The organism is Pseudoalteromonas sp. SG43-8 (assembly GCF_014164245.1).
In the GTDB taxonomy this organism is placed as follows: domain Bacteria; phylum Pseudomonadota; class Gammaproteobacteria; order Enterobacterales; family Alteromonadaceae; genus Pseudoalteromonas; species Pseudoalteromonas distincta.
This window is the reverse complement of sequence record NZ_JACJEX010000004.1, coordinates 329,982-355,341: the sequence shown is the minus strand read 5'-3', so window position 1 is coordinate 355,341 and position 25,360 is coordinate 329,982. Positions and strand designations below refer to the sequence as shown.

Annotated in this window: 22 protein-coding genes; 14 read left to right on the top strand and 8 right to left on the bottom strand. The window is 40.8% G+C overall.

The genetic code is table 11. The features are described 5' to 3' along the window. Positions 1-221: 221 nt before the first annotated feature. Positions 222-1,607 carry a tRNA 5-hydroxyuridine modification protein YegQ gene (gene yegQ, locus H5122_RS11015; protein WP_182674721.1) on the bottom strand — a complete coding sequence of 462 codons (1,386 nt, stop codon included), beginning with the start codon at positions 1,605-1,607 and terminating at the stop codon, positions 222-224. A gap of 275 nt (positions 1,608-1,882) precedes the next feature. Here yegQ and ndk point away from each other — a divergent pair, with 275 nt between their 5' ends. The 9 genes from ndk to der all read left to right on the top strand — a co-directional run bounded on the left by ndk (position 1,883) and on the right by der (position 12,373). Further along, positions 1,883-2,314, top strand: a complete 432-nt coding sequence (gene ndk, locus H5122_RS11010; protein ID WP_002961288.1) for a nucleoside-diphosphate kinase — start codon at positions 1,883-1,885, stop codon at positions 2,312-2,314. Positions 2,315-2,484: 170 nt separating this feature from the next. Further along, positions 2,485-3,615 carry a bifunctional tRNA (adenosine(37)-C2)-methyltransferase TrmG/ribosomal RNA large subunit methyltransferase RlmN gene (locus H5122_RS11005; protein WP_002961289.1) on the top strand — a complete coding sequence of 377 codons (1,131 nt, stop codon included), beginning with the start codon at positions 2,485-2,487 and terminating at the stop codon, positions 3,613-3,615. 126 nt (positions 3,616-3,741) lie between these two features. Then, positions 3,742-5,580 carry a type IV pilus biogenesis/stability protein PilW gene (pilW, locus tag H5122_RS11000; protein WP_182681831.1) on the top strand — a complete coding sequence of 613 codons (1,839 nt, stop codon included), beginning with the start codon at positions 3,742-3,744 and terminating at the stop codon, positions 5,578-5,580. Next, the gene (locus H5122_RS10995; protein ID WP_182681832.1) at positions 5,577-6,443 is read left to right on the top strand and encodes a RodZ domain-containing protein; all 867 of its coding nucleotides are present in this window, start codon (positions 5,577-5,579) and stop codon (positions 6,441-6,443) included. The genes pilW and H5122_RS10995 overlap by 4 nt, the downstream gene beginning before the upstream one ends. A gap of 5 nt (positions 6,444-6,448) precedes the next feature. Continuing rightward, complete coding sequence (gene ispG / locus H5122_RS10990; RefSeq protein WP_002961295.1) at positions 6,449-7,567, top strand: flavodoxin-dependent (E)-4-hydroxy-3-methylbut-2-enyl-diphosphate synthase; 1,119 nt, start codon at positions 6,449-6,451, stop codon at positions 7,565-7,567. Between the two features lie 136 nt (positions 7,568-7,703). Continuing rightward, positions 7,704-8,984 carry a histidine--tRNA ligase gene (gene hisS, locus H5122_RS10985; protein ID WP_182681833.1) on the top strand — a complete coding sequence of 427 codons (1,281 nt, stop codon included), beginning with the start codon at positions 7,704-7,706 and terminating at the stop codon, positions 8,982-8,984. A 19-nt stretch (positions 8,985-9,003) separates the two neighbouring features. Beyond that, positions 9,004-9,624 carry a tetratricopeptide repeat protein gene (locus H5122_RS10980; RefSeq protein WP_002961300.1) on the top strand — a complete coding sequence of 207 codons (621 nt, stop codon included), beginning with the start codon at positions 9,004-9,006 and terminating at the stop codon, positions 9,622-9,624. Positions 9,625-9,634: 10 nt separating this feature from the next. After that, positions 9,635-10,813 carry an outer membrane protein assembly factor BamB gene (gene bamB / locus H5122_RS10975; protein ID WP_002961301.1) on the top strand — a complete coding sequence of 393 codons (1,179 nt, stop codon included), beginning with the start codon at positions 9,635-9,637 and terminating at the stop codon, positions 10,811-10,813. A 93-nt stretch (positions 10,814-10,906) separates the two neighbouring features. Continuing rightward, entirely contained in the window at positions 10,907-12,373 is a 1,467-nt protein-coding gene (gene der / locus H5122_RS10970) for a ribosome biogenesis GTPase Der (RefSeq protein WP_024597862.1), read from the top strand. 59 nt (positions 12,374-12,432) lie between these two features. Here the strand turns inward: der and H5122_RS10965 are convergent, their stop codons facing one another. Together H5122_RS10965 and H5122_RS10960 are read right to left on the bottom strand one after the other, a co-directional pair. Continuing rightward, positions 12,433-12,936 carry a zf-TFIIB domain-containing protein gene (locus tag H5122_RS10965; RefSeq protein ID WP_024595260.1) on the bottom strand — a complete coding sequence of 168 codons (504 nt, stop codon included), beginning with the start codon at positions 12,934-12,936 and terminating at the stop codon, positions 12,433-12,435. 27 nt (positions 12,937-12,963) lie between these two features. Continuing rightward, positions 12,964-13,551, bottom strand: a complete 588-nt coding sequence (locus tag H5122_RS10960) for a DUF4202 domain-containing protein (protein ID WP_182681834.1) — start codon at positions 13,549-13,551, stop codon at positions 12,964-12,966. A gap of 227 nt (positions 13,552-13,778) precedes the next feature. Here H5122_RS10960 and H5122_RS10955 point away from each other — a divergent pair, with 227 nt between their 5' ends. Continuing rightward, positions 13,779-15,506: a DUF885 family protein gene (locus H5122_RS10955; protein ID WP_182681835.1), complete on the top strand. Its 1,728-nt coding sequence runs from the start codon at positions 13,779-13,781 to the stop codon at positions 15,504-15,506. A gap of 119 nt (positions 15,507-15,625) precedes the next feature. Then, entirely contained in the window at positions 15,626-16,933 is a 1,308-nt protein-coding gene (locus H5122_RS10950; RefSeq protein ID WP_182681836.1) for a DASH family cryptochrome, read from the top strand. 29 nt (positions 16,934-16,962) lie between these two features. Here H5122_RS10950 and H5122_RS10945 read toward each other — a convergent pair whose 3' ends face one another. Continuing rightward, positions 16,963-18,033 carry a YeiH family protein gene (locus H5122_RS10945; protein WP_182681837.1) on the bottom strand — a complete coding sequence of 357 codons (1,071 nt, stop codon included), beginning with the start codon at positions 18,031-18,033 and terminating at the stop codon, positions 16,963-16,965. Positions 18,034-18,154: 121 nt separating this feature from the next. Here H5122_RS10945 and H5122_RS10940 point away from each other — a divergent pair, with 121 nt between their 5' ends. Beyond that, the gene (locus H5122_RS10940; protein ID WP_182674735.1) at positions 18,155-19,033 is read left to right on the top strand and encodes a LysR family transcriptional regulator; all 879 of its coding nucleotides are present in this window, start codon (positions 18,155-18,157) and stop codon (positions 19,031-19,033) included. A 65-nt stretch (positions 19,034-19,098) separates the two neighbouring features. Here H5122_RS10940 and H5122_RS10935 read toward each other — a convergent pair whose 3' ends face one another. The 4 genes from H5122_RS10935 to H5122_RS10920 form a co-directional block, all read right to left on the bottom strand. Then, positions 19,099-19,485 (bottom strand): hypothetical protein, encoded by a 387-nt coding sequence (locus tag H5122_RS10935; protein ID WP_182681838.1) that lies wholly within the window; start codon positions 19,483-19,485, stop codon positions 19,099-19,101. 219 nt (positions 19,486-19,704) lie between these two features. Beyond that, on the bottom strand, positions 19,705-20,160 hold the full coding sequence (locus tag H5122_RS10930; RefSeq protein WP_182681839.1) for a thioredoxin family protein: 456 nt from the start codon (positions 20,158-20,160) through the stop codon (positions 19,705-19,707). 83 nt (positions 20,161-20,243) lie between these two features. Beyond that, on the bottom strand, positions 20,244-22,211 hold the full coding sequence (locus tag H5122_RS10925) for a hypothetical protein (protein WP_182681840.1): 1,968 nt from the start codon (positions 22,209-22,211) through the stop codon (positions 20,244-20,246). A 180-nt stretch (positions 22,212-22,391) separates the two neighbouring features. Continuing rightward, positions 22,392-23,318, bottom strand: a complete 927-nt coding sequence (locus H5122_RS10920) for a LysR family transcriptional regulator (protein WP_182681841.1) — start codon at positions 23,316-23,318, stop codon at positions 22,392-22,394. A 166-nt stretch (positions 23,319-23,484) separates the two neighbouring features. Here H5122_RS10920 and H5122_RS10915 point away from each other — a divergent pair, with 166 nt between their 5' ends. Beyond that, positions 23,485-24,162, top strand: coding sequence for a glutathione S-transferase family protein (locus tag H5122_RS10915; protein WP_182681842.1), 678 nt, complete (start codon positions 23,485-23,487; stop codon positions 24,160-24,162). A 43-nt stretch (positions 24,163-24,205) separates the two neighbouring features. Then, positions 24,206-25,330: a zinc-binding dehydrogenase gene (locus H5122_RS10910; RefSeq protein WP_182681843.1), complete on the top strand. Its 1,125-nt coding sequence runs from the start codon at positions 24,206-24,208 to the stop codon at positions 25,328-25,330. Positions 25,331-25,360: the final 30 nt, after the last annotated feature.

The following is a 25,360-nucleotide window of genomic DNA, read 5'->3' as shown; positions in this document are numbered from 1 at the left end:
AAAATGATTCCTTTAAAAAGTAATGGGGTAACAGTGAGGAGCGATTTAACAACACGTGTTAAGTACGAATATCCATTATATTCGCTTTTAAAATTTTATAAATAAGCATTAATGATAAGATAAATTCCATAAATGGTATCTAAAAAAAAGCAGATGAAGATATAACTGCTCAGCGTCACTCTATTTAATAAAATAGCTTTGAGCAGTTATTAGAGTGGATCCTAACTGACCTTTTTGAACGGATTACGGGTATCTTGGTGCGCGTCTAGATTACGCATTAAAATAGCGTGATCTAAGTTAATGCCGTTATCTAGCGGGATTTTTACAATGTGACCAGAACCTTTAGCATCGCTAATACTTTTGCCTCTTTTGTTTTCCATATATTCAAGCGTAAAAGTAATGTTGCCTTGTGGTGTCATAAGCTCTAAAGATTGACCAGTACAAAATTTATTTTTAACGTCTATTTCAACTAATCCATTTTCGCAGCGCCCAAGTACTTCACCCACAAATTGCTGCTTAGTTGATACAGAGTGACCGTATTCATAGTTTTGATAATCTTGGTGGGCATGGCGTTTTAAAAAGCCTTCGGTATAACCACGATGCGCCAAGTTTTCCAATGTTTTAAATAAGCTAGTATCAAATGGTTTACCCACAGCGGCATCATCTATTGCTTTACGATAAACTTGTGCAGTGCGCGCCACATAATAAAATGACTTAGTACGCCCTTCTATTTTTAAACTATGTACACCCATTTTTGTTAACTGCTCTACGTATTGCACAGCGCGTAAATCTTTGGAATTCATAATATACGTGCCGTGTTCATCCTCGAACGCAGGCATATACTCACCAGGGCGACCTTGTTCTTCTAGCATAAATACATCGTTGCTTGGCGCGCCTTCCCCCAGAGTAGGTATCACCTGTTTGGGGTCAATTTTATGCACCATTTCGCCAGTTTCGTTCTCAACACCAGGTTTTACATCGTAATCCCAGCGACATGCATTAGTACACGTGCCTTGATTTGGATCGCGCTTATTTATGTAACCAGAGAGCAAGCAACGCCCCGAATACGCCATACACAGTGCGCCATGTACAAATACTTCAAGTTCGGTGTCTGGGCAGAGTGTGCGTATTTCGGCTATTTCTTCGAGCGACAACTCTCTTGATAAAATAACCCGTTCGATCCCCTGCTTTGCCCAAAATTGTACACTCGCGTAATTTACCGCATTCGCCTGTACCGATAAGTGAATAGGCATGGCTGGCCATTTTTCACGAACAAGCATAATTAAACCAGGGTCCGACATAATCAGCGCATCGGGCTGCATCGCAATAACTGGCTCTATATCACGTAAATACGATTTAACTTTAGCGTTATGCGGCGCAATATTAGACACCACATAAAACTTTTTATTTTGCGCATGCGCCTCACTAATGCCTATTTGCAGGGTCTCTAGGTCAAACTCATTATTACGCACACGCAAACTATAACGAGGCTGCCCCGCATAAACCGCATCTGCGCCATAAGCAAACGCGTAGCGCATGTTTTTTAAACTGCCTGCGGGGCATAATAATTCAGGAATAAAAGGCATTGAAGAAATAACGGGTAACATGTGCGCTCCATACATCGAACTGGGTTTAAACCAGTTGCATGAGTTTTACCAATTTGATTGAAAAATTAAGCATTAATCCAGTGAAATTGGTGTTATTGAAAAATACATAAACACAAGCGCAGCAGTATAAATATGGCTAATAATTTAAATTTGATCGAGATCATAAAACAGCAATCAAACTGGTTTTTAATAAAATTAGGATTTTTCACTTAAAACGCGTATAATTCGCGCCCGTTAATATTCACACTTTTACTTAAAATTATTGGAGCATAAAGATGGCTTTAGAGCGTACTTTCTCAATCGTAAAACCTGATGCAGTTGCTAAAAACCACATTGGCGCTATCTACAACCGTTTCGAAACTGCTGGCCTTAAAATCGTTGCAGCTAAAATGGTTCACCTTTCACAAGAGAAAGCTGAAGGTTTCTACGCAGAACATAGCGAACGTCCTTTCTTTGGCGCTTTAGTATCTTTCATGACATCTGGTCCAGTAATGGTTACAGTTCTTGAAGGCGAAAACGCTGTTCTTAAAAACCGTGAAATCATGGGTGCTACTAACCCTGCTGAAGCACTAGCTGGCACTTTACGTGCAGACTACGCTGATAGCATCGACGAAAACGCTGTTCACGGTTCTGATGCTGTTGAATCTGCTGCTCGCGAAATCGCGTACTTCTTCGCTGACGAAGAGCTTTGTTCACGTACTCGTTAATTCGAATTCGTTAACAAAATGAAAAGGGCTTTCGGGCCCTTTTTTAGTCATTACGCAAAGTATCCATAAGTGCATTTTTTGATATTTTACTTAATGATTAAAGTGAGTGAATTGTGTACAATTCGTCCTCGTAAATTTTTATCTCCACCGTCACCGATTGAGGTTGTTTCATGACCGAGCAAAAAAAGATTAACTTATTAGATTTAAACCGAGATGCAATGCGCGAGCTATTTGCATCGTTCGGTGAAAAGCCGTTTCGTAGTGACCAGGTGATGAAATGGATTTATCATTTTGGCGTAGATAACTTCGACGAAATGACTAACGTAAATAAAAAGCTTAAAGAAAAGCTTAAAGCTGAGTGCGAAATTGTAGCGCCAGAAATAACAGTTCGCCAACAAGCAAGCGACGGCACTATTAAGTACGCGCTTATTCTTGAAGGCGGCCAAGAAGTAGAAGCCGTTTGGATCCCTGAAAAAGAGCGCGCTACGTTATGTGTATCATCACAAGTGGGTTGTGCACTTGAATGTACTTTTTGTTCTACTGCTCAACAAGGCTTTAACCGTAACTTAAAAGTATCTGAAATTATTGGCCAAGTTTGGCGTGTAGCTAAAGATATAGGCCTTGATGGTCATAGCGAAAAGCGCCCAGTGACTAATGTTGTAATGATGGGTATGGGCGAGCCTTTACTTAATCTTAAAAACGTAGTGCCAGCAATGGAACTAATGATGGACGATTGGGGCTTTGGTTTATCTAAGCGCCGCGTAACATTAAGTACTTCAGGCGTTGTACCAGCTCTTGATTTACTAAAAGAAAAAATTGACGTAGCACTGGCTATATCTCTTCACGCACCCGATAACGCACTGCGTGATATTTTAGTGCCTGTTAATAAAAAGTACCCTATTGAAGAGTTTTTAGCGGCATGTCGTCGTTATATCGACGGTTCAAAAGCTAATAAAGACGTAACTGTTGAATACGTTATGCTTAATGGCATTAACGACAGCACTGACCAAGCGCATGCATTAGTACAAACGTTAAAAGGCACACCGTCTAAGGTAAACCTTATTCCGTTTAACCCGTTCCCGGGTAACGAGTACACACGCTCAAGTAATAGCCGTATCGACCGCTTTTCAAAAGTACTACAAGCTGCAGGTGTAACCTGTATTGTGCGCCGTACTCGCGGCGATGATATTGACGCAGCTTGCGGTCAGTTAGTCGGTGACGTAGTTGACCGTACTAAACGCTTAGCTAAAAAGAAAATCCGTGACGATAACGCGATTGCCGTTAATATCCACCAAGCATAATCTGTAACAGCCTTATATGAATAAGCCATATAAGGCTGTTAAGTTGTTTATTTTTAAATAAATGATGCAAGAGTAAAGCTTTTAGGTAAGATAGGCGACATGGACTAAAAATAAAGAGATAAGGTAATGCGATCTATACTTGCTATAACACTATCAACACTTGCCCTAAGTGGCTGTGTGAGCGAAAGTAGTTATAACGGCAGTAATAAACCCGTCGTCGAAAATAAAGTTAATAATACTGGCGCAGCACGAACACGAATTGCTTTAGCCCTACAGTATTTAAAAACGGGTAATAATTCTCAAGCCAAATACAATTTAGAACGTGCAGCAGCATTTGCTCCTGACTTACCTGAAGTACATTACTCTCTTGCTTATTACTACCAACAAGTGGGCGAAAATCCGCTAGCTGATAAAGCCTACCAAAAAGCACTTGAAATCAAGCCAGACGATCCTAACACCCTCAATAACTACGGTGTGTTTTTATGTGGTATTGATGAATACGATCGTGCAACTGATCAATTTTTAAAAGCTATTGAAGTACCAAGTTATATTCGTGTTGCCGAAAGCTACGAAAATTTAGCCTTGTGTGCTATTGAATTTGATGATTTTGAAAATGCAGAAAGCTACTTTCAACAGGCACTTAATCACAGCTCTCAGCGTACATCTACATTAATTAGCTTAGCCGCACTGTATTACGCTAAAAGTGACTTGTACAAAGCCAGTGAACTTTTAAAACGCTATGAAAGTACGGGTCGAGTATCTTCTCGCGCATTAATGCTTAACTATCTTGTAAAAAACCGAATGGGCAGAATTGAAGAAGCTGAAAAAATTTCCAACACTATTTTGCAAACTTACTCTACCAGCAACGAAGCCTATGCGTTAAAAGAGAAAAGAACACGTTTTAATGAGTTTGAAATACTGCGAGAAAAATACCGTAAAGCGCAGTTAAAAGAACTAAAAAATGACGCAAGCGGCGCGCACGTTAGTTCAAAACCAAAAATAAAAGTTATTAGAAAGAAACGTTCGCCAGAGGACGGGTCAACAAGCTTGGTAACAAACAACGAGCAAAAAACAGATAAAAAGCTCGCAACAGCAAATAACCAAGATGTAAATCCAGTTATAGCAAGAGAAAAGCAAGCTCAAGCATTGCCAAATACGCTCATTACGCAAGCCGACGAAGCAACCGTAATAGCAAAACAAGTAACGACCCAAAAAGAAGAAGCTCCTAAAGTCGTCGCGCCAAGTAATCCTACCGATACATCGGCTGTTATGCTTGCACTTACTACTGAGCACGACTCTGCAGATTCTATAGTAGCAGCGCCTGAAAAAGCGCAACCCGTTTTAGAACCTCAAAAAGAAGTTATAGCGACAAAACAACCGGCTAAAGCCGATGACGAGGTAACAATAATCTCGTTTGGCGCACCTAAAACAGGCCAGTTTAATTCGCAGCAAACTAGTAACTACAGTAATTCTGCACCTGCAGTTACGAATCAAAAAAACAGTAGTGACGTGGTATTCTACGAAGCGACTAAAAATACAACCGTTTTTGAAAACAGCAACTATCAAAATAATGCTGATATTGAATTTAAAAGCTACGAAGCAGTGCAAAAAACTGAGCTTCCAATGCTTAATCCTAAAGTATCGCCTTTACGCGTGCCATTTCATGTAATTGCTGTTGGCGAAAACCTATTTAGCATTTCGGTGCGATACAATGTTAAACTACAAAAACTCCTGCAATGGAATGGTTTAAAAGAGTCGGATCGGGTAATGAATGGAAGTAAAATATACCTAAACGATCCTAATATTTATTACGAAATTAAAGCTGGTGATTCCCTTTACGATATAGCTACCCAGCGGCATGTATTAATTGATGAATTAATGCGATGGAATAAATTAAGTCCTGATATAGCATTAAAACCAGGGCACAGACTTTTACTAGTGGATCCAGACTCATACACATTATGAATGAAGAAAATACGCAAACACAGAGCGAACAGCCAACTGTAGGCCAAATACTAAAAAATCATAGAGAGCAAGCAAACGTTAGCATCGCAACTATCGCTGCACCGTTAAAGCTGTCTGAACTTCAAATTAAACGCCTTGAAAATGATGAATTTACGTTACTAGGCCCTATCACTTTTGTTAAAGGCTATATAAAAAATTATTGCCGTGAATTAAAAGTCGATAGCGCACCTATATTAGCAATGATGCCGGCTCCACCAGAGCCGACCAAGCCCGCTAATATGCAAAGCTTTTCGCGCCGAACAGAAAAAGAAGCAAGCGACAGCCGTTTAATGTTTTTTAGTTATTTGATTTTAGCGATTGTTATTGGCTCATCTGCTTTATGGTTTTGGCAAAACGCCACCCCCATTGAAGAGCAAACCAGTAAAATAAACGTTGCCAACTCAATAATGAGTGAACGACAAGCAGCTCAACCCAGTATTTTACAGCAACAGCAACAAGCCGAAATTAACGACGAATCACTATTAGAATCAAAAGATACGCTTGAAACATCAACAAGCTCAGAAGCTGTTACAGAAACGGCTCCTATTACATCTAACAACGAAAGCCAAGAAGATGCTAGCAGTACAATTGTTATGAACTTTAACGGCGAAAGTTGGGTTGAAATTTACGATGGCGAAGGCGAAAAAATAGCATTCGGCGTTAAAAAAGCAGGCTACATTATGACCGTAAGCGGAACGCCTCCTTTTTCAGTTGTGCTTGGTAAGCATGACGCTGTAGACATTACTTTAAACGGCGAACCTGTAGATGTTTCTGCATTTCCTAAAAACCGTTTAGCCAAATTTACATTACCACTAGCAGAGTAGTCGCTATGTTTTCAGAATCCCCAATTAAACGCAGAAAATCCACCCGTATCAATGTAGGTAACGTCCCTATTGGTGACGGCGCCCCTATTGCGGTGCAATCAATGACCAACACCGACACCATGGATGTTGATGCAACCGTTGCACAAATTCAGGCAATACAAGATGCAGGTGCCGACATAGTGCGTGTATCAGTACCGACTATGGACGCAGCTGAAGCGTTTAAAAGTATTAAAGAACAAGTGACTATTCCGCTAGTAGCCGATATTCACTTTGATTACCGTATAGCCTTAAAAGTGGCAAAGTACGGCGTAGATTGTCTGCGCATAAACCCAGGTAATATAGGTAGCGAAGAGCGTATAAGAGCTGTGGTCGATTCGGCTCGCGAGCATAACATTCCTATTCGTATTGGTGTAAATGGCGGCTCACTTGAGCGCGACTTACAAGAAAAATACGGCGAGCCTACACCTGAAGCCTTATTAGAATCAGCAATGCGCCATGTAGATATATTACGCCGCCTTGATTTTGACCAATTTAAAATATCGGTAAAAGCATCAGACGTATTTTTAGCGGTAGGCGCCTATCGCTTACTCGCTAAAGAAATAGACCAACCACTGCATTTAGGTATTACCGAAGCGGGCGGCATGCGATCTGGCTCGGTTAAATCAGCCGTAGGTTTAGGTATGCTACTTGCCGAAGGTATTGGCGATACACTGCGAGTGTCGCTTGCAGCTGACCCTGTTCAAGAAATTAAAGTAGGTTTTGATATTTTAAAATCGCTGCGCATACGTTCGCGCGGTATTAACTTTATTGCCTGCCCTAGCTGTTCTCGTCAAGAATTTGATGTAGTAAGCACCATGAACCAGCTAGAAGAGCGCCTTGAAGATATTATTGAGCCTGTATCGGTTTCGGTAATTGGCTGTGTTGTAAACGGCCCAGGTGAAGCACTCGTTAGTGATATAGGCCTTGCCGGTGCAAACCGTCGCTCAGGTTTATACATTAATGGTGAGCGCCAAAAAGCGCGTATTGACAACAACAACATTGTTGACCAGCTCGAAGGCTACGTGCGCGACTTTATTGCTCAAAAAGAGCAGCAAACACCTATCGATATTAAAATAGTCGAATAAATACCGTATAAAGCGCCAAACCACGCTGTTTGGCGTTTACCTTTATGACCAGAACGCTATAATAGCGGGTCAATTTTTAGCATTCTTGTTGTGTAAGCATTTTTTATTACACATAAACAGCATTTAGGATTTATCAGTGGCAAAACAAATTCAGGCAGTTCGCGGTATGAACGATTGTCTGCCGGGCGATACACAAGTTTGGCAGAAAGTAGAAAGCATTTTACGCGAGACAGTAGCATCGTTCGGTTATCAAGAAATTCGTTTTCCTATTGTAGAATCAACCGACTTATTTAAACGCTCTATTGGTGAAGTTACCGATATAGTAGAAAAAGAAATGTACACCTTTGCCGATCGCAATGGCGACTTATTAACACTTCGCCCAGAAGGCACCGCAGTATGCGTACGTGCTGGCAACCAAAATGGCTTACTATATAACCAAGAACAACGCCTTTGGTACATGGGTCCAATGTTTCGTCACGAGCGTCCGCAAAAAGGTCGTTACCGTCAGTTTCACCAATTTGGGTTAGAAACATTTGGTATTGCCACAGCCGACATAGACGCAGAAGTTATTTTATTAACAGCGCAACTATGGGAAGCCTTTGGTATTGCTGACCACGTTCGTTTAGAGCTAAATTCTTTAGGATCTAACGAAGCGCGTGCAGATTACCGTGATGCGTTAGTAGCCTACCTTGAGCAACACATTAATGTGCTTGATGAAGATTCAAAACGTCGTATGTATTCAAACCCATTACGCGTACTTGATAGCAAAAACCCAGACGTACAAGCAATTTTAACTGATGCGCCTAAACTATCTGAAAACTTAGACGCTGAATCAAAAGAACATTTTGAAAATTTATGTGAACGTTTAGACGCTGCTGGCGTCTCATATACGGTTAATGAAAAGTTAGTACGTGGTTTAGACTACTACAACCGTACCGTATTTGAATGGGTAACCGACAGCTTAGGCGCACAAGGCACAGTATGTGCTGGCGGTCGTTACGACGGCTTAGTTGAACAGCTTGGCGGCAAAGCAACGCCAGCTGTTGGTTTTGCAATGGGTCTAGAGCGCTTAGTGTTATTACTACAAGCGCTTGAGTGTGTAGGTGACATTCGTCGTAATGCTGATGTATATTTAGCAGCAATGGGCGACAAAGCAAGCATTCAAGCTCCTGCAATTGCAGCGCAACTACGTAAAGACGTACCGGGTTTACGCGTTATGGTGCATGCGGGCGGCGGCAACTTTAAAAAACAATTAAAACGTGCTGATAAAAGCGATGCACTTGTTGCAGTGATTATTGGTGAAGATGAATTAGAAAAAGGCGTTGTGACCATCAAGTATTTGCGCGAGCGTAAAGAACAAGTCACATTAGAATTAGAACAAGCTAAAGCGCTATTAGCTGAGCTTATTAACGGCTAAGCGAACATTAGAGGTAAGAATGGATATTTATTCAACAGAAGAACAACAAGCAGAAGCCATTAAACGCTTTTTCCGTGAAAACGGCATTTCACTTGCACTAGGCATACTTGTTGGCCTTGGTGGCTTATATGGCTGGAAAGCATATAACCAAAATCAAATTACTACCGCTGAAAAAGCATCAGATTCATATACAGCGCTTGTTGAAAGTGATGATGTATTATCTTCAGCTGATGCGTTTATTAGCGAAAATAAAGATACAAACTACGCAACACTTGCTGCATTTGTTGCTGCAAAAGACGCTGTAGAGGCAAAAAAATTAGACGTAGCAAGCGAAAAGTTAAGCTGGATAGTGTCTAATACTGAAAATACAGAATTAAAAGCAATTGCGATTACACGTTTAGCGCGAATTCAAATTGCACAAACTAACTATGACGATGCATTAACTACATTAAATGCACCATTACCTGAAGCATTCAATGCAAACGTTGCCGAGCTTAAAGGCGACATTTACACACAGCAAGGTAACAAAGATCAAGCACGTACTGCATACCAAGCAGCAATAGATGCGGGTGGATTAACAAGTAACCCACTATTACAAATTAAGTTAGATGACCTAGCAGTAACTAGCCCAGCGGCATAAGGTTTTAGGCATGAAAAAATTTACAACAGCAGCCCTTGCCCTATGTATGGCAACACTGATGGGTTGTTCATCAAGTGATGATGAAGATGAACTAGTACTTCCTGAAATTGTAAACCAATTTGAAACTGACGTTGTTTGGCAAGAATCTGTAGGTGATGGCGTAGAGCATTACTTTTCTCGTTTAACACCAGCTGTTTACAAAGATACTGTATATGTTGCTAGCCGCGAAGGCCAAGTAGAAGCGCTTTCGCTTACTAACGGCGATACCAAGTGGGAAACCGATGTACGCCAAGATTTATCGTTTTGGCCATGGGCTGACAATGGTAATGCAAAATTATCAGGTGGTATTTTGCAAGCCTATGGTAAAATTTATATAGGTTCTGAACACGGCTTTATTATTGCTCTTGATCGCGAAACCGGTGAAGAAGTTTGGCGTAAAAATGTACCAGGCGAATCACTGTCTAAACCGACAGCAGGCGATGGCTTAATATTTGTAAATTTAGGCTCTGGTAAATTGTTAGCCCTTCACCCAGATACGGGCGAAGAGCGTTGGAGTTTTGAACAAGAAGTTCCACCACTAACATTACGCGGACAAAGCTCGCCAACTGTTGCTAACGGTGGTGTATTAGTAGGCCTTGAAACAGGCAAGCTAAGCGTTTTAATTTCAGACAGTGGTTACTCAGCATGGAGCGCAGAAATTGCGGTTGCTAAAGGCGCATCAGAATTTGAACGCCTAGTTGATGTAGACACTCAACCGCTTATTAGCGGTCCATACGCTTACGCTATAGCTTACAACGGCAACTTAGCTGCTGTAGATATTCGCTCTGGCAACGTAGTGTGGAAACGTGAGTACAGCAGCTACCGCGAAATTGCGATGGATGCACAAACAATTTATTTAGTAGATAGCGATGGTGTTATTTACGCATTAGATAAAAATTCAGGTATTGAACGTTGGAGCCAACCCGCTCTACGTGGTTGGTACCTAACGGGCCCTGCAGTTGCAGGTAGCCACTTAGCTTTAGGTGACCAAGAAGGTAACCTACATTGGCTAAATAAAGAAACTGGCGAGCTAGTATCTCGAGAAGACTTTGACAGCTCAGGCTTTTTTGTTGAGCCAGTTGTTGCCGACGATAAGCTAATTTTATACACCCGTGATGGTGAAGTTAGTATGGTAAAAATACCAAACTAACTGACTGCTATTAGTATAACCTGCTAATAGTTAATTGTTTTTTGTAAGGCTTCGCACTGCGAAGCCTTTTGTTGTTTTTTAAAGAGGTAGTTTATGCTTCCCGTGATCGCTCTAGTTGGGCGACCCAATGTGGGCAAGTCCACATTATTTAACCGTTTAACACGTACTCGTGATGCACTCGTAGCCGATTTTCCAGGTTTAACACGAGATAGAAAATATGGCCAAGCTAGTTACGATGGCTATGAATTTATCGTGGTAGACACGGGCGGTATTGATGGCTCAGAAGAAGGCATCGAAATCGAAATGGCAGATCAATCTCTGCTAGCCATTGAAGAAGCCGACATTGTTCTGTTTTTAGTAGATGCTCGTGTAGGTATGACCGTAGCTGACCAAGCCATTGCTAATCACTTACGTAAACAAGAGAAAAAGTGCTTTGTTGTTGCCAATAAAACCGACGGCATTGATGCAGATTCAAACTGTGCTGAATTTTACCAATTATCATTAGGTGAAATACATCACATTGCAGCTGCACATGGCCGTGGTATTACCCTATTACTTGAACAAACACTTCAGCCGCTTATTGCTGAACTAGCTGCTCAAGATGAAGAAGTAACAGGTGATGACGAAGAATTAATCGACCTTTACGAAGAAGGCGAAGGTGATGATACCGATCATCAAGCGTTTGCAGACAAACCTGTAAAGCTTGCTATTATTGGTCGCCCTAACGTTGGTAAGTCAACACTTACAAACCGTATATTGGGTGAAGATCGTGTAATTGTATATGATATGCCAGGTACAACGCGCGATTCTATTTATATTCCAATGACGCGTAACGACAAAGAGTATGTGTTAATTGACACAGCCGGTGTTCGTAAGCGTAAAAAAGTAAGTGACGTAGTTGAAAAGTTCTCAGTAATTAAAACACTACAAGCAATCGAAGATTGTAACGTGGTGTTACTTGTTGTGGATGCGCGCGATGGTATTTCTGATCAAGACTTAAGCTTATTAGGTTTTGCGCTTAACTCAGGTCGTTCGCTGGTTATTGCCGTTAATAAATGGGATGGCCTTGACGACTACGTTAAAGATCGTATTAAAACAGAGCTTGATCGCCGTTTAGGCTTTATTGACTTTGCACGCTTACACTTTATATCTGCACTTCACGGTACAGGTGTTGGTCATTTATTTGAATCGGTTGATGAAGCGTACGAGTCAGCAACTAAGCGTATTAGCACCGCAATGCTTCGCCGTATTATGGACATGGCACAGGCCGATCACCAGCCGCCACTTGTTCGTGGTCGTCGTGTTAAGCTTAAATATGCGCATGCCGGTGGTTATAACCCGCCACGTATTGTAATTCATGGTAACCAAGTTCACGATTTACCAGATAGCTACAAACGCTACCTGATGAACTACTACCGTAAAGCACTGAAAATTATGGGCACCCCAATCAAAATTGAATTTAGAGAAGGTGATAACCCATTTGCAGGGCGTACTAATAAAGTAACGCTTTCGCAAAAACGTAAAATACGTGCATTTGCAAAAGAAAACCGTAATAAATAAATTCGTTAGAGTTAATTTATTACGAAAAAACGGCGTACTTTTTAGTACGCCGTTTTTTATTACTGAAAATTAAGTAATGCTAATTGCACCAGCCGTTCAACTGTCGTGTCTTGAACATTTTTAGGCGCTTTGGGGTAATACTTTGATTTTGGCGGCTTAATAGTTATAAACCCATGATTGGTCGCCATTTCGTGGGCTAACAGCTTACGCTCTCGGGGGGTTAAATGGTTTTCGTGTATTTTTGCCAGCTCGCCGCTATCAAGCCATATGCCTGCACAACCTGGGCATTCGTCTATTTCAACCACTTTAAGCGGCGAAAAATACCGGCGCATCATCACAATACTTGGGCATTTAGGGCAATTTACTCGCGATGAGACTTCGCCCTCACCTTCGGTATAATTACTCAAATACTTAAGTAAAACCTGGCCATGCTTTAACTGTGGCGAGCTAAACTTAAAAATTTGGCTGTTATCAAAAAATACGCCGCCTTGCGCTGACGTAAAAACAGTAATCCCGCCAACAAGTAAAGGTTCAAGTGGCGTATTACTACGAGGACAATACATTTAAAATTCCTTTTTATTTATTTTCTTTTACTCAAGTGCTTTATGAATAAGCCCAACAAGCGGCCCGGGCAATGTAATATTACCTGCAAGTACAAACTCATGGGCTTCATCTGACATTTTTTGCCATGTACGGCGAATAATCCCAATCCATTTTTCTTCATTGTAATCTGGTTTTGCATTGGCAAATCCAAGCATATAATGCTCAATAAATACAAGGCTTGCTACATCTTCTACTAATTGGCTGTCTGGGTTACGTTTAATATTTTTTTTAGCGACCGCATCGTACACTCGGTTTTGCTCAGCTTCACCGTAACCAGCTTGCTTCATGAGCGCAACCACGCTGCTAGCATGAAATATATAAAGTGCACTGCGCCACTGATGATAGCCCTGTTTGTTCATTTCAAAATCACTACGTGGCGACTTCCAACGCTGAATATGTTGTGCACGCACTGCAATTTGCATGAGTTCATCGGCATCTGGTTTAAAACGAGTTAACATTTCGCTCATGCGCAAGGCGTATAAACTTTCTTTTGGAAAGCTTTGTCCATTGTGCTGCTCAGTATTAGGGTCTTGGTCGTTTGCTTCATCAATTAAGGTAATTACTTTATTAAACATGACGATCATTTTTTATAATAAGTTTTAGTCATTCTAAACGCTGATAAAACAATAAACTAGTACGCCTACCAGTTACGCAGTGAAATTTGTTCAATCAAAAAGTAAAACCAAAAGGTACTAGTTATAAAAGTAAGCGCATTGATTAAGTTAACTTGGTACTATATTGAGCACAAATTAAAATAAAAAAGCGCGATAAATAATAACTAACTCGCCAATAACGGATGACTATGTTTAAAAAAAGTATTCTAGCTATATGCTTAGCGGTTGCATCGCTACCAAGCTTAGCCGACACTAACACTGATTTAAAAACCATTATTGATAACCACTGGCAAAACGCCAAAGCTGAAAAAATATTTTTTCGTACCGATCCAGATGGCTGGAAGCCAAACGGTACATTGCCAAATTGGAGCGAGCAAGCCATTGCAAAGCGCCAAGCTTATAACAACAGCGTACTAAAAAGCTTAGCCAGCATTGACCCAAAAACGCTCAACAACGAGCAGCTAATGAACTACCGCTTATTTAAATATGAGCGAGAAACAGAGCAGCAAAGCTACCTTTATCAAGATAAGTATTTTCCGGTTAATTTTTTAAGTGGCTGGCATACTTATTTTGCCGAAGCACCGGCTAACATGGCATTTTTAACACCCGACGATTACAACGCATTTTTAATCAGCCTTGCCGACTACCCTCGATTTAATCAGCAAAATATTGATTTAATGAAAGAAGGTATAAAAACAGGCTTTACTCATTACTGCAAAACCTTTGAAAATTACAGCCAAAGCATTAGCGCGCATATTGTTAAGCAACCTGAAAACAGTGCCCTTTACGAGCCCTTTACACGTATACCAAACACGTTTACAGCAGAGCAAAAAGCCACATACCAAAATAAAGCAAAGGCCTTAATCAGCTCAAAAGTAGTCCCTGCTTATCAGCACTTTTACGACTTTTTTGAAAACGATTACATGCCTAACTGTAGAGCCCAGCCGGGTATTGCAAGCGTTAAAGGCGGGCTTGAGTATTACAAATATGCAGTTAATTACTACACCACAACCAATGCCACACCAAAGAAAATTCATGAGCTTGGCTTAAAAGAAGTCGCGCGTATAAAAACGCAAATGCAAAACATTATTGATAAAGTAGGTTTTGATGGCACTTATGCTGAGTTTTTAGAATTTTTAGCAACCGATGAGCAATTTTACGCAACAGACGCACAAGACCTGCTTGAAAAAACAGCCTTTATTACGCAAAAAATGTATGGCAAATTACCAACCTACTTTAATCATTTACCGCGTAATACCTTTACTATTAAAGGCTCAGCGAGTCGCGGCGCGTTTTATATGCCACCTGCTGATAACCGTTCCCCCGGCACTTATTTTTTAGCCTCAACACCTAAACTACAGCCTTTGTATAATTTAGAAGCACTTAGCTTACATGAGGCAATACCAGGGCATCATTTACAAAACGCTATTGCTATGGAGTTAAATGTACCCGAATTTAGACGCACACTTAGCCACTCAGCATTTGGCGAAGGTTGGGCACTATACACAGAGCGCTTAGGTAAAGAAGCCGGCTTTTATCAAAGCCCGTACAGCGACTTTGGTCGTTTAGGCTACGAAATGTGGCGTGCAGTGAGGCTTGTTGTTGATACCGGTATTCATGCCTTTGGTTGGAGCCGCCAAAAGGCTATTGACTACTTGGCAGATCACACTGCTTTGCCACAAAGTGCGGTGGAGGATCAAATAGATCGTTATATTTCATGGCCAGGCCAAGCGCTTTCGTACAAAATGGGCGAAATAAAAATACGCGAACTGCGTGCAAAAGCCGAAAAAGAACTAGGCGCTAAATTTGATATTCGCAGCTTTCACGACACCGTAATCGGCCAAGGCTCGCTGCCTATGGAAGTATTAGAAGACGTAATAAACGATTGGATAGCAAAACAAAAATCGGCTATTTAACATTTAAGGAGGCGGTATTATTTGCCGCCTCTTTTTAAAACCCTCTTAAACACCTCAAAACTAATCCCTACCCGCTTTTGCTTCGTAAAGCTAATGATTACAAAAACCTGAGCAAACCTATGAGCAAACGCATTTTATATTGGCTACAAAACGATTTACGAATAGACGACAACCCTATTTTAAGCGAACTTACTACTGAGCAATGCGCGCTCGATATTGTATTTGTTATAAACCCGCACTGGTTTAAAAATAATAACTATCAACAAAAGCCGTATGGCGTGCATAAACAGCAGTTTTTAATGCAAAGCTTGTATGAACTCCAACAAGCACTTATTGAGCGTGGGCAAACACTGCATGTACTTGAAGGCGAACCTGTATCGCTTTTGAAAGCGCGTATTAATGAGCAAAATATTGATGAAGTTGTATACAGCGAGCAATTTGGCCTGTACGAGCAACGCCAAATAAACTTACTCAAAGCACATTGCCCTAATACTAAATTTACAGGAGCGCAGCAAGACACGCTCTTTAAACAAAGTGACCTACCGTTTGATTTAAGCGAATTACCTAAACACTTTACCCCGTTTCGTAAAGAGGTAGAGGCCGCCACTAGCCCCATTTCACTTTCAACATTACCAAACGGTTTGCTCCCTCAGCCAATAACCTTGTGCGCTCAAAAACCTTTAGAGCGTATAGCAAATAATGGTGTAATGCATGGCGGGTTTAAAAGTGCGCAAACACACTTAAAGCAATACTTTTCAGGTTTACTACCAAGTACTTATAAAATAACTCGAAACGAGCTTGATGGCTTTAATAACACCACAAAATTTAGTACCTGGCTTGCTTTAGGTTGTGTAAGTGCGCGGCAAGTTTATAAAGCAGTTGAGGCGTACGAACAAAGCTATATAACAAACGAGTCTACTTACTGGATTAAATTTGAATTGCTATGGCGAGAGTATTTTAAATGGCATGCACTTAAGGCAGGTAAAAGCCTGTTTAGCTTTAAAGGCCAAAAGCAAACAAAACCCCTTACTACATTTATGCCAAACCGCTTTGCTACGTGGTGTAATGGCTCAACACCCTACCCATTAGTCAATGCCATTATGAATGAGCTTAATGCTACGGGTTATATATCAAATAGAGCAAGGCAAATTGCAGCAAGCTGCTTAGTAAACGAGCTTGGCCTTGATTGGCGATACGGCGCAGCTTATTTTGAACAGCAACTGATTGATTACGATGTAGCCGCTAATTGGGGTAATTGGCAATATATAGCAGGTGTAGGCGTAGATCCGCGTGGTGGTAGGCACTTTAATATTGAAAAACAAACGTTACAGTTTGACCCGCACGCTGTTTACACTAATAAATGGCAAGGCAATGAAAATACCAGCACGCAGCTGGATACCTTAAACGAAGTTGATTGGCCTATTTAAGCCACCAATCAACTTTTACCAAGTAACGTTTAAAACAGCTCAGCAATGCCTATATTAATAACGTAACCACCCAATGTTAAAAACAAAAATAAACACAGCGCCAGTAACAGTGGTTTAATACCTGCTTGGCGAATAGCACCAACATGTGTACGCAGCCCAAGTGCGACCATGGCAATGGTGAGCAATATATTATCAAACCAAACAACTGCGCTTGTAGCCCCTTGAGGAATAACCGATAACGAATGTACGCCACTTGCCACTATAAATAGCACTGCAAACCAAGGGATTGTAATACCCGCTTTTTGCTCGCTGCTGTGCTTGCTGTTGTTTGTTTTTGCATGCTTTTTACTTTGCCAAAACGATAAACCCAATAAAAATGGCGCAAGCATCATCACTCTTAGCATTTTTTCTATTACTGCGGTGTCGGCCGCATTGGCACTTATCGCAGTACCCGCTGCAACCACTTGCGCTACTTCATGAATGGTTGAACCTACAAAAATACCGTAAGCGTGTTCACTCAGTCCCATGTAATCAAACATGATTGGGTAGGCAAACATGCTTAACGTGCCAAACACCACCACCGTTGCTACAGCTACCGATACTTTATGCGCCTGCGCCTTTATTACAGGCTCGGTTGCCATTACAGCTGCTGCGCCACAAATAGAGCTACCTGCGCCAATTAATATGGTTGTTTGTTCATCAAGCTTAAATACGCGCTTACCTAGCTGCACTGCCAAAATAAATGTGCCTAACAGCATTACAACATCGATTAATAAGCCTTCCCAGCCTACACCCGCTACTTGCGCAAAGGTAATTCTAAACCCAAACAACACAACCCCCGCTTTAAGCAATATACTTTTAGCGTAATCAACACCTATATCGGTTTGCGTAGCAATACGCGAAAACACACTGTTACCCACAATAATGCCAAGCACTATACCAATAGTTAAAGAGCTAAATTGCGCACTTTGCATTATGGGTAACTTACTTAATGCAACAGATGCTCCCGCCAAAACAACCACCAGCAGCATACCTAACCACCAGCGCGTATCGCCGTATTGCTTAGTATTAATACCCAAATTTTTAATAGCGCTAAGCATAATATTCTCTCAATTGAACAACGTTAAACTGTTGACTTCATTTTAAGAAAGCGCAAAATATAACTCCAATACATTAAAATCATGATTCGATAACTTAAAGTTATGTAATTTGAGAGACACAATGAACTTGCATGCACTTCGGGTGTTTTATACGGTAGCAAAGCTTGGTAGTTTTTCAGGCGCAGCCGAGGCGCTTTTTATAAGCCAACCCGCTGTATCTAAAGCGCTAAAAGAGCTTGAGCACCAATTAAATATTCAACTTATAGAGCGTGCATCTAAAGGCAAAAAACTTACCTTAAGCGAGGGCGGCCAAGCCTTGTATGATCATGCACGTAGCATTTTTGCCATTGAAAAAGCCGCCATTGAAGATATTAAATCACGCACAGGGCTTAAGCGCGGCACACTCGTTATAGGCACCAGTACAACCATTGCCAGTTATTGGCTACCGCCCTATTTAGCTAATTTTTGCGCGCAGTATCCGCATATAAAAGTAGAAGTACAAGTTGCCAATACCGCGCAAATTGAGCACGCATTGCTAGAATGCACTATAGATTTAGCACTGGTTGAGGGCACCCCCACCGAGCCGCATATCATAAGTAAGCACTGGCAAAACGATTTAATGAGTGTTGTTATACCTAGTAACTTTAAGCCCACTAAAAACTTAAAAGCATGGTTAAACAATCAATTTTGGTTATTACGCGAGCCAGGCTCTGGCACTTTAGAGGTGTCGGTTAAGTTATTAGCAGAGCATGGCGTACAAGCAGAGCAAAGTATGCAATTAGGCAGCAACGAAGCCATAGCAAGGGCCGTCGCTCAAGGTATGGGGGTCGCTTTATTGCCAAATGTAGTTACTGAGGATTTAGTGCAACTAGGCAAATTAACACGCCTGAGCCAAAAAAATAACGAGCAACTCTCTCGGCCACTTTATCAATTGCATTATAAAGACAGACCGTCTTCACATGCTGCGCAAGCATTCGAAAAAAGCCTGTTTAGTGAATAATGTTTGATCTGAGCTGTAAGCCGAGTAAGAAAACGGTTGTGTAACATTAATCGCTTATTGTGGTGTTACCTTAATTTATTATATATAAGCCAACTAGTTGAACCCATTGAAAGTACTAATAAATGAAGAACCAATGTTTCACGATTAAATTCACTAAATAGACTGAGTAAAAAAACTGGAAGTATGCTTAAGATTAAAACTACCGGTAATTTAAATAAATTTAACTTTTGGAGTAATAAGCTAATAGGTAATCCGTAAATGAACATTAAAGGATAAAAATAAAATAAACTTCCCACCCCTATTGATACACCAAAACCAACACCTGAAATTAATGAACTCACAGAAGTATAGTTTTCGATACCCGCATAAAAATAACAAAGACCAAGGACTGGTAATGCAATTAATGGACTAAGAATCGCAGCAATCAAATTTTTACGTAGATCTTTAGACATATTAAGAAATGCCACAACGAGCTTGTAGATTAATTCGTTTTTTATTTGTTTTAATTGATATACAAACCATAGCTGAATTCCTATTTTGGCTCAGCCAAAGGGGTAGGGGTAAATTTTGGCCTTACACATTAAAGTACCAGGAGACTAGTTATATGAGTCCAGCAGCTACCTCATAAACCTATTAGTTAAATCGGTAAACCAAATACAAGCAAGCTGACCTTACAAACCCTGCGTTAAGTCTTGCGCTAACGTACCCGTTGGCTTTTCAATTACGCGTACCAACTCTTTGCCATTTTGTTTAACAATAAACGTTGGCGTGTATTGTAAGTCGTGAGCCTGAGCAATGCCTGCATCGTCTTGCTTGTTGTAACCTACGGCCACGTAGTCAATACTGGCCAGTGTAACTTTAGATTCATCTAGCAACTTAATAAGCTTTGGCACTTCGCGCTCACTGTCGTGGCACCACGTTCCAAATAATACAATAAGCTCTTTGCCTTCTAGCTTTTGCATTAGGGCTATATCTTGTGCTGTTGGTGTATACGCTTTGTATTGCTCGTTAAACTTGTCGTAGTCGCTTAGCAGTGCTTGCGTACTTATCTCGCCCGAAAATGGCGCTGTAGCATAGCTTACAAGCGGCATGCTTAAAGCGCACAGTAAAATTAATTGTTTAAACATAAGGTTGCTCTTAATTTAGGTATTAATTTAGGTATTAAACGACTATACCCAATATTGAGTGTGGAGTGAACAACTCAAAACCGTTACTTTTTATCCATAAAAAAGTTAACTTGCGATAAGTTAGTTAAATATTCTCGCCTTACGTCTTTATTCTCAGCTAGCTTGTCTAAATCACCAATTAGGGTAACTAGTTTATTATGAGAATGGCTGCTTGTTTTTTTAAACTCGTCTTGCTTTTCGTTACTCTCAACACGCTCTTTTTTATTCATGTTGTAGCTGTTTTCGTTTTCTTCAAGCCAAATATCGTCAATTAAGCGAATGTTGCTTTTACTAACGGTTTGTTCTTGCATCGCCATTTGCAGCTCGTATTGATTGGTTTGCGGATTAAACTCAAACATTTTTGTATCAACATCAACCTCGTGAGACTGATCGAGCCCCACAAGTTCTTTATTTTTAACGGCGGTGTTTACGTTATAACTCTCTTCTTTGTTGTAGTAATCAGGGCGACTGTATTGATAATCAAAGTGGCTGCTTACATTTTTACTTTGCGTTACACCGCTAAGATCCCCTAATTGGCTTTGTTCAGTTACTTGGCTTAGCTCAATAGTACTTTTAGGCTGATAGTCGCCGTTATCCAGCGCATATGAAAAAGTGGCATCAAAATCAGCGAGCTTAGAAATACTCGCACCCAATGTATTTGGGGCTTTATTACCAAGCCCTTGGTAACGGGCATCGTTTGTAATCATGTTATCAACCAAGTCGGCAACCATGGCGCGCCCGTCATTAAAGTGCTGTTCTGCAAGTGACTCCAAATTGCTATAACGCTCAGCAGCCGACGACATACTCGCAAAAGCGCCTTTAAACAATGCAAAACCTTGCTGCATTGCCTCGTCGCCTTTGCGCCCAAATGCCGACTCTTTATCATCTTCAGTACTGTTTACTCGGCTATCTTCTAGGCTTTGATCGAGCGACGCTAAATACTGCTGCATTTGCTGCGTGTCTTTAGCGCCAATGGTTGACATATCGAGTGCAAAATCAATGTCGTTTTGCCCACCTACGGCTTTAAACACAAGTGCTTGCTGGTTTGATGCCTCATCAATGGAATAACTTAAATCAAGCGTGTTCTCTCCTGTATCAAGCGCATCATTTTGCGTTGTTGAAAACGACACATTAAAACCGGCTAACTGTTCACTATTAAAGTCCGCTAAAAAATCTAAGCTCATGTCTGTTTGATTTGGCACTATAAGAGGGTTAAATGAGTTTTCGCTCACTTTAAAAAATTCATCGGCCATTTCGCCAACACCCGCCATAACCTGCGTTAAAGCGCCATGTTCAGCCTCAGATAAATTACCATTAACTTCGTAACTTATGCCAAAGCCATCTATCGCTTCACCTGTTTTTTCGTCATAACCTTGCGATGAGTTAAAGGTAATGTTTATAACATCACCCTCTTTAGTTTTTACCGAGAGCTCAAACAGGTAGTTATCGTCATCCTCGTATTTTGTGCGATTAAGGCTTTCCATGTATGGATTAAGTGAACGCTCAACACGTTGCTGGCTTGAGGCTAAAAACGTTTTTTGCTCATGCCCAAGCTGACCTAAACTCGATAAAATATCGCTGGTATTAGCATAAGCACCCTGAATATTTTTAACCGACGTATTTAATCGCTCAATTAATTGGGTGCTATTTTCGTTTTTTAATAACCCCTCATGCTGAGAGCTTATTACGGTGCGCAGGGCGAGTTCTTCATCGGAGAGTTTATAGTTAAGCGTGCTCGGCGTGCTTGAAATTGTAAATAACGAGGTAAGTTGCTGCTTTAAAACGTCCTCTACTTTTTGATTACTGGCTAGTGCTTCGTCAATAGTTTCGTTATTTAGCTGGCTTAATAATTCATCGGATATTTTGGGGGCGTTAGTTTGTAAATCATTAATAGCTTGAAGGTCGCTACCGGTTAGTAGCGAAGGACTCACAGAGGTTTGATTAGCGTTATTAACTGATTGGGCAAGTAAAGTGCTTAAATTAGACTGGCTGCCAAGTGCATTATTAACCATGATTATCCTTAATCGCTAAACCCTGTTAAGTAATTTATCGGTCACAGCATTAAAAGCTTTAGCTTAAGGAAACGTTTTTTACCTATTATTTATACAAACAACCCATTAATAAATTAAATAAGCATAAATCTAAATCGAATAAGCGTAGGTCGGATAAGCGCAGCGCCATGCGACAATTCACTATTCTATTCGCTTAACACTTCCATCTGTTTCTTTAATTCTTTTTACTAAAAAGTCGACCGCCGCTTTTACCTTTGGTACTAAATAGCGCTGCTTTTGATACAACAAATAAACCGCCATAGTCGCATTTTGGCTTATAGCTAATTCATGCTCAAACTTAAGCTCTTGCAACTGGCCAGACTCAAGGTATGAGTCGAGCGCCCATCGAGTTGACATTAAAATGCCCTCGCCATTACACGCTTTTTTAGCCAGCCACGATCCGTTATTTGAAATAGCGACCGCAGGCCCAGAAACGTCGTGCCATTGATCATCTACTTTACATAACCAAGGCGTTGGCCCCGCTGGCGTTTTAAAATAAAGGCCACGGTGCTGCTGTAATTTCATAGCACTTTTAGGCGTCCCGTATTTTTGCAAATAGCCAGGCGATGCAACAGGTATAAAGCTATTATCCATTAGTTTTATTGCTAGCACGCGCTCGTTAGGTGCATACCCTCCACGAATGGCTATATCAACGTCGTCACGCCCGAGTGTCGACAGCTCATCACTTAAGCTAACATCTAATATAATTTCGGGGTATAGCGCGCTAAATTCATCTAGCAGTGGCAGTAATATTTTGTCACCAAAACTTACCATTGAGCTTATACATAATCGCCCCATTGGTGTTGTTTGATAACTGCGTACAGTTTCGTGGCTTTGCTCTAGCTGATTTAATATTTGCTGAACATCGTTATAGTAAATTTGCCCAACTTCGGTCAATTTAACTATGCGGGTCGAGCGCTTTAAAAGCGTCGCACCTAGGCTTTTTTCTAAATCAGCAACTCGCCTCGACAACGACGAAGGCGGCACATCAAAAGCTTTTGCGGCTTTGGTAAAACTGCCCGTTTCAACCACTTTGATAAAATACCGTATGGCTTTTAGTTGATCCATGCTACCTCTGGGTTAAATAAGCCTTATTATTGCTTTAAAAGCAAAAGTGATTCGCATTTTCCCCTATATATAAGCAAATTAAAACAAGTAATAATAATCTTAACTTATCTACACGCTTTAATTTATTTAACGCCAATAGTTAAAGCTTAAAACCAAAGGCTACATTATGATTACTTTGCACGGCTTCGCAGCTAGTAACTATTACAACTTGGTTAAGCATGTACTTTTACACAAAGAGCTGCCATTTAATGAGCACCTTATATACAACAACGACGAGCAGTTTTTAGCTATAAACCCTATGGGAAAAGTACCGGCTATTACCACCGCTGATGGGCTAAATATTGCAGAATCGAGCGTTATTTGCGACTACCTTGAAGAAACCTACCCAAGCAACATGCTATACCCTGATGATTCAGCCGAGCGTGCTTTTGTTCGCCAAATTATGAAAATAAGTGAGCTTTACTTTGAATTGCCAAGCAGACGCTTAATTCCGTATGTATTTACAGGCTCCCCCGCACCTGAACACGTAAAAGACGACATTCGCAAGCTATTAACGCGCGGTGTAAACGCCCTTTGTGAATTAACGCATTTTTCGCCGTGGATAGCAGGCGAACAATTTAGCATGGCAGATATTTACGTTTACTACGTAAATACAGTGGTTAACGCATTCACGCCAAAAGAGCTTAATTGGGATGTACTGGCCGAAATCCCAGGTATGAAAGAATGGCAAGTAAAAATGAGTCAATCGACTATTGCACAGCAAATAGAGGCAGATCGCCAAGCAAATATGCCTGAGTTTATGCAAAAGGTAACAGCACAAATACAGGCAGCTCAAAGCAAATAATTACGCTATACGCTACCCATTCTCAATTTATAGGAACAGTATTATGACAGATAAAAATATCCAACTTACTTCAACTATCAGCGAAGACAATAAACTCACACTTGCCTTAAAAAACATCGAGATGCCAAAGCCAAATGCCGATGAAGTAGTTATTCGTATTGAAGCTGCACCATTAAACCCATCAGACTTAGGCGTTTTATTCAGCGCAGCTGATATGTCTACTGCAAAACAATCGGGTACTGATGAAAACCCAGTAATTACTGCTGATGTTCCAGCTCAATTTATGCCATCACTTAAAACACGTGTTGGTAAAGCAACACAAGTAGGTAATGAAGGCGCAGGCACCGTAGTAGCAGGCTCATCACCAGCCGCACAAGCATTAATGGGAAAAACTGTTGCAGTAATTGGCGGCGGTACGTATCGTCAATTTATATGTGCCAACGTACAAAGTTGCCTAGAGCTAAAAGAAGGGACTACCGCCAAAGAAGGTGCATCATCTTTTGTTAACCCACTTACCGCACTAGCAATGGTAGAAACCATGCGCGCTGAAGGTCATAAAGCTATTATTCACGCGGCTGCAGCTTCTAACCTTGGCCAAATGCTAAACCGTATTTGTATTGCTGATGGCGTTGATTTAATTAATATTGTTCGTAAACCAGAACAAGAAAAATTACTGCGCGATATGGGTGCAAAATATATTGTTAACTCAAGCAGCGACACTTTTCTTGCTGACCTAACAACTGCAATAATCGAAACCGGTGCAACTATAGCGTTCGACCCAATAGGTGGCGGCCAACTAACAAGTGACATTCTTAACTGTATGGAAGTTGCAGCTGCGCGCGATATGAAAGAGCACACAATTTATGGCTCTGATACATTCAAACAAGTGTACATTTATGGCGCACTAGACCGCGGGCCTATTACATTAAACCGTAACTTTGGCTTTGCTTGGGCTGTAAACGGGTTCTTGTTATTTAATGCTTTAGGTAAATTAGGCACAGATACAGTAATGAAAATGCGCAAACGCGTTGCTGATGAAATCACCACTACATTTGCGAGCAACTACACGCACGAAGTGTCATTAGCTGAGGTATTACATTTACAGTCAATTGCCGCTTATTCTAAACAAGCAACAGGCGAAAAGTACTTAATTAAACCTCAAACTTAATTAAATAGGCTTAAGTAAGTATTAAAGACC

Coding starts and splice junctions, on each gene's coding strand:
- yegQ (WP_182674721.1), bottom strand. CDS start 1,607: ATGTTACCCGTTATTTCTTCAATGCCTTTTATTCCTGAATTATTATGC.
- ndk (WP_002961288.1), top strand. CDS start 1,883: ATGGCTTTAGAGCGTACTTTCTCAATCGTAAAACCTGATGCAGTTGCT.
- H5122_RS11005 (WP_002961289.1), top strand. CDS start 2,485: ATGACCGAGCAAAAAAAGATTAACTTATTAGATTTAAACCGAGATGCA.
- pilW (WP_182681831.1), top strand. CDS start 3,742: ATGCGATCTATACTTGCTATAACACTATCAACACTTGCCCTAAGTGGC.
- H5122_RS10995 (WP_182681832.1), top strand. CDS start 5,577: ATGAATGAAGAAAATACGCAAACACAGAGCGAACAGCCAACTGTAGGC.
- ispG (WP_002961295.1), top strand. CDS start 6,449: ATGTTTTCAGAATCCCCAATTAAACGCAGAAAATCCACCCGTATCAAT.
- H5122_RS10980 (WP_002961300.1), top strand. CDS start 9,004: ATGGATATTTATTCAACAGAAGAACAACAAGCAGAAGCCATTAAACGC.
- bamB (WP_002961301.1), top strand. CDS start 9,635: ATGAAAAAATTTACAACAGCAGCCCTTGCCCTATGTATGGCAACACTG.
- der (WP_024597862.1), top strand. CDS start 10,907: ATGCTTCCCGTGATCGCTCTAGTTGGGCGACCCAATGTGGGCAAGTCC.
- H5122_RS10965 (WP_024595260.1), bottom strand. CDS start 12,936: ATGTATTGTCCTCGTAGTAATACGCCACTTGAACCTTTACTTGTTGGC.
- H5122_RS10960 (WP_182681834.1), bottom strand. CDS start 13,551: ATGTTTAATAAAGTAATTACCTTAATTGATGAAGCAAACGACCAAGAC.
- H5122_RS10955 (WP_182681835.1), top strand. CDS start 13,779: ATGTTTAAAAAAAGTATTCTAGCTATATGCTTAGCGGTTGCATCGCTA.
- H5122_RS10950 (WP_182681836.1), top strand. CDS start 15,626: ATGAGCAAACGCATTTTATATTGGCTACAAAACGATTTACGAATAGAC.
- H5122_RS10945 (WP_182681837.1), bottom strand. CDS start 18,033: ATGCTTAGCGCTATTAAAAATTTGGGTATTAATACTAAGCAATACGGC.
- H5122_RS10940 (WP_182674735.1), top strand. CDS start 18,155: ATGAACTTGCATGCACTTCGGGTGTTTTATACGGTAGCAAAGCTTGGT.
- H5122_RS10935 (WP_182681838.1), bottom strand. CDS start 19,485: ATGTCTAAAGATCTACGTAAAAATTTGATTGCTGCGATTCTTAGTCCA.
- H5122_RS10930 (WP_182681839.1), bottom strand. CDS start 20,160: ATGTTTAAACAATTAATTTTACTGTGCGCTTTAAGCATGCCGCTTGTA.
- H5122_RS10925 (WP_182681840.1), bottom strand. CDS start 22,211: ATGGTTAATAATGCACTTGGCAGCCAGTCTAATTTAAGCACTTTACTT.
- H5122_RS10920 (WP_182681841.1), bottom strand. CDS start 23,318: ATGGATCAACTAAAAGCCATACGGTATTTTATCAAAGTGGTTGAAACG.
- H5122_RS10915 (WP_182681842.1), top strand. CDS start 23,485: ATGATTACTTTGCACGGCTTCGCAGCTAGTAACTATTACAACTTGGTT.
- H5122_RS10910 (WP_182681843.1), top strand. CDS start 24,206: ATGACAGATAAAAATATCCAACTTACTTCAACTATCAGCGAAGACAAT.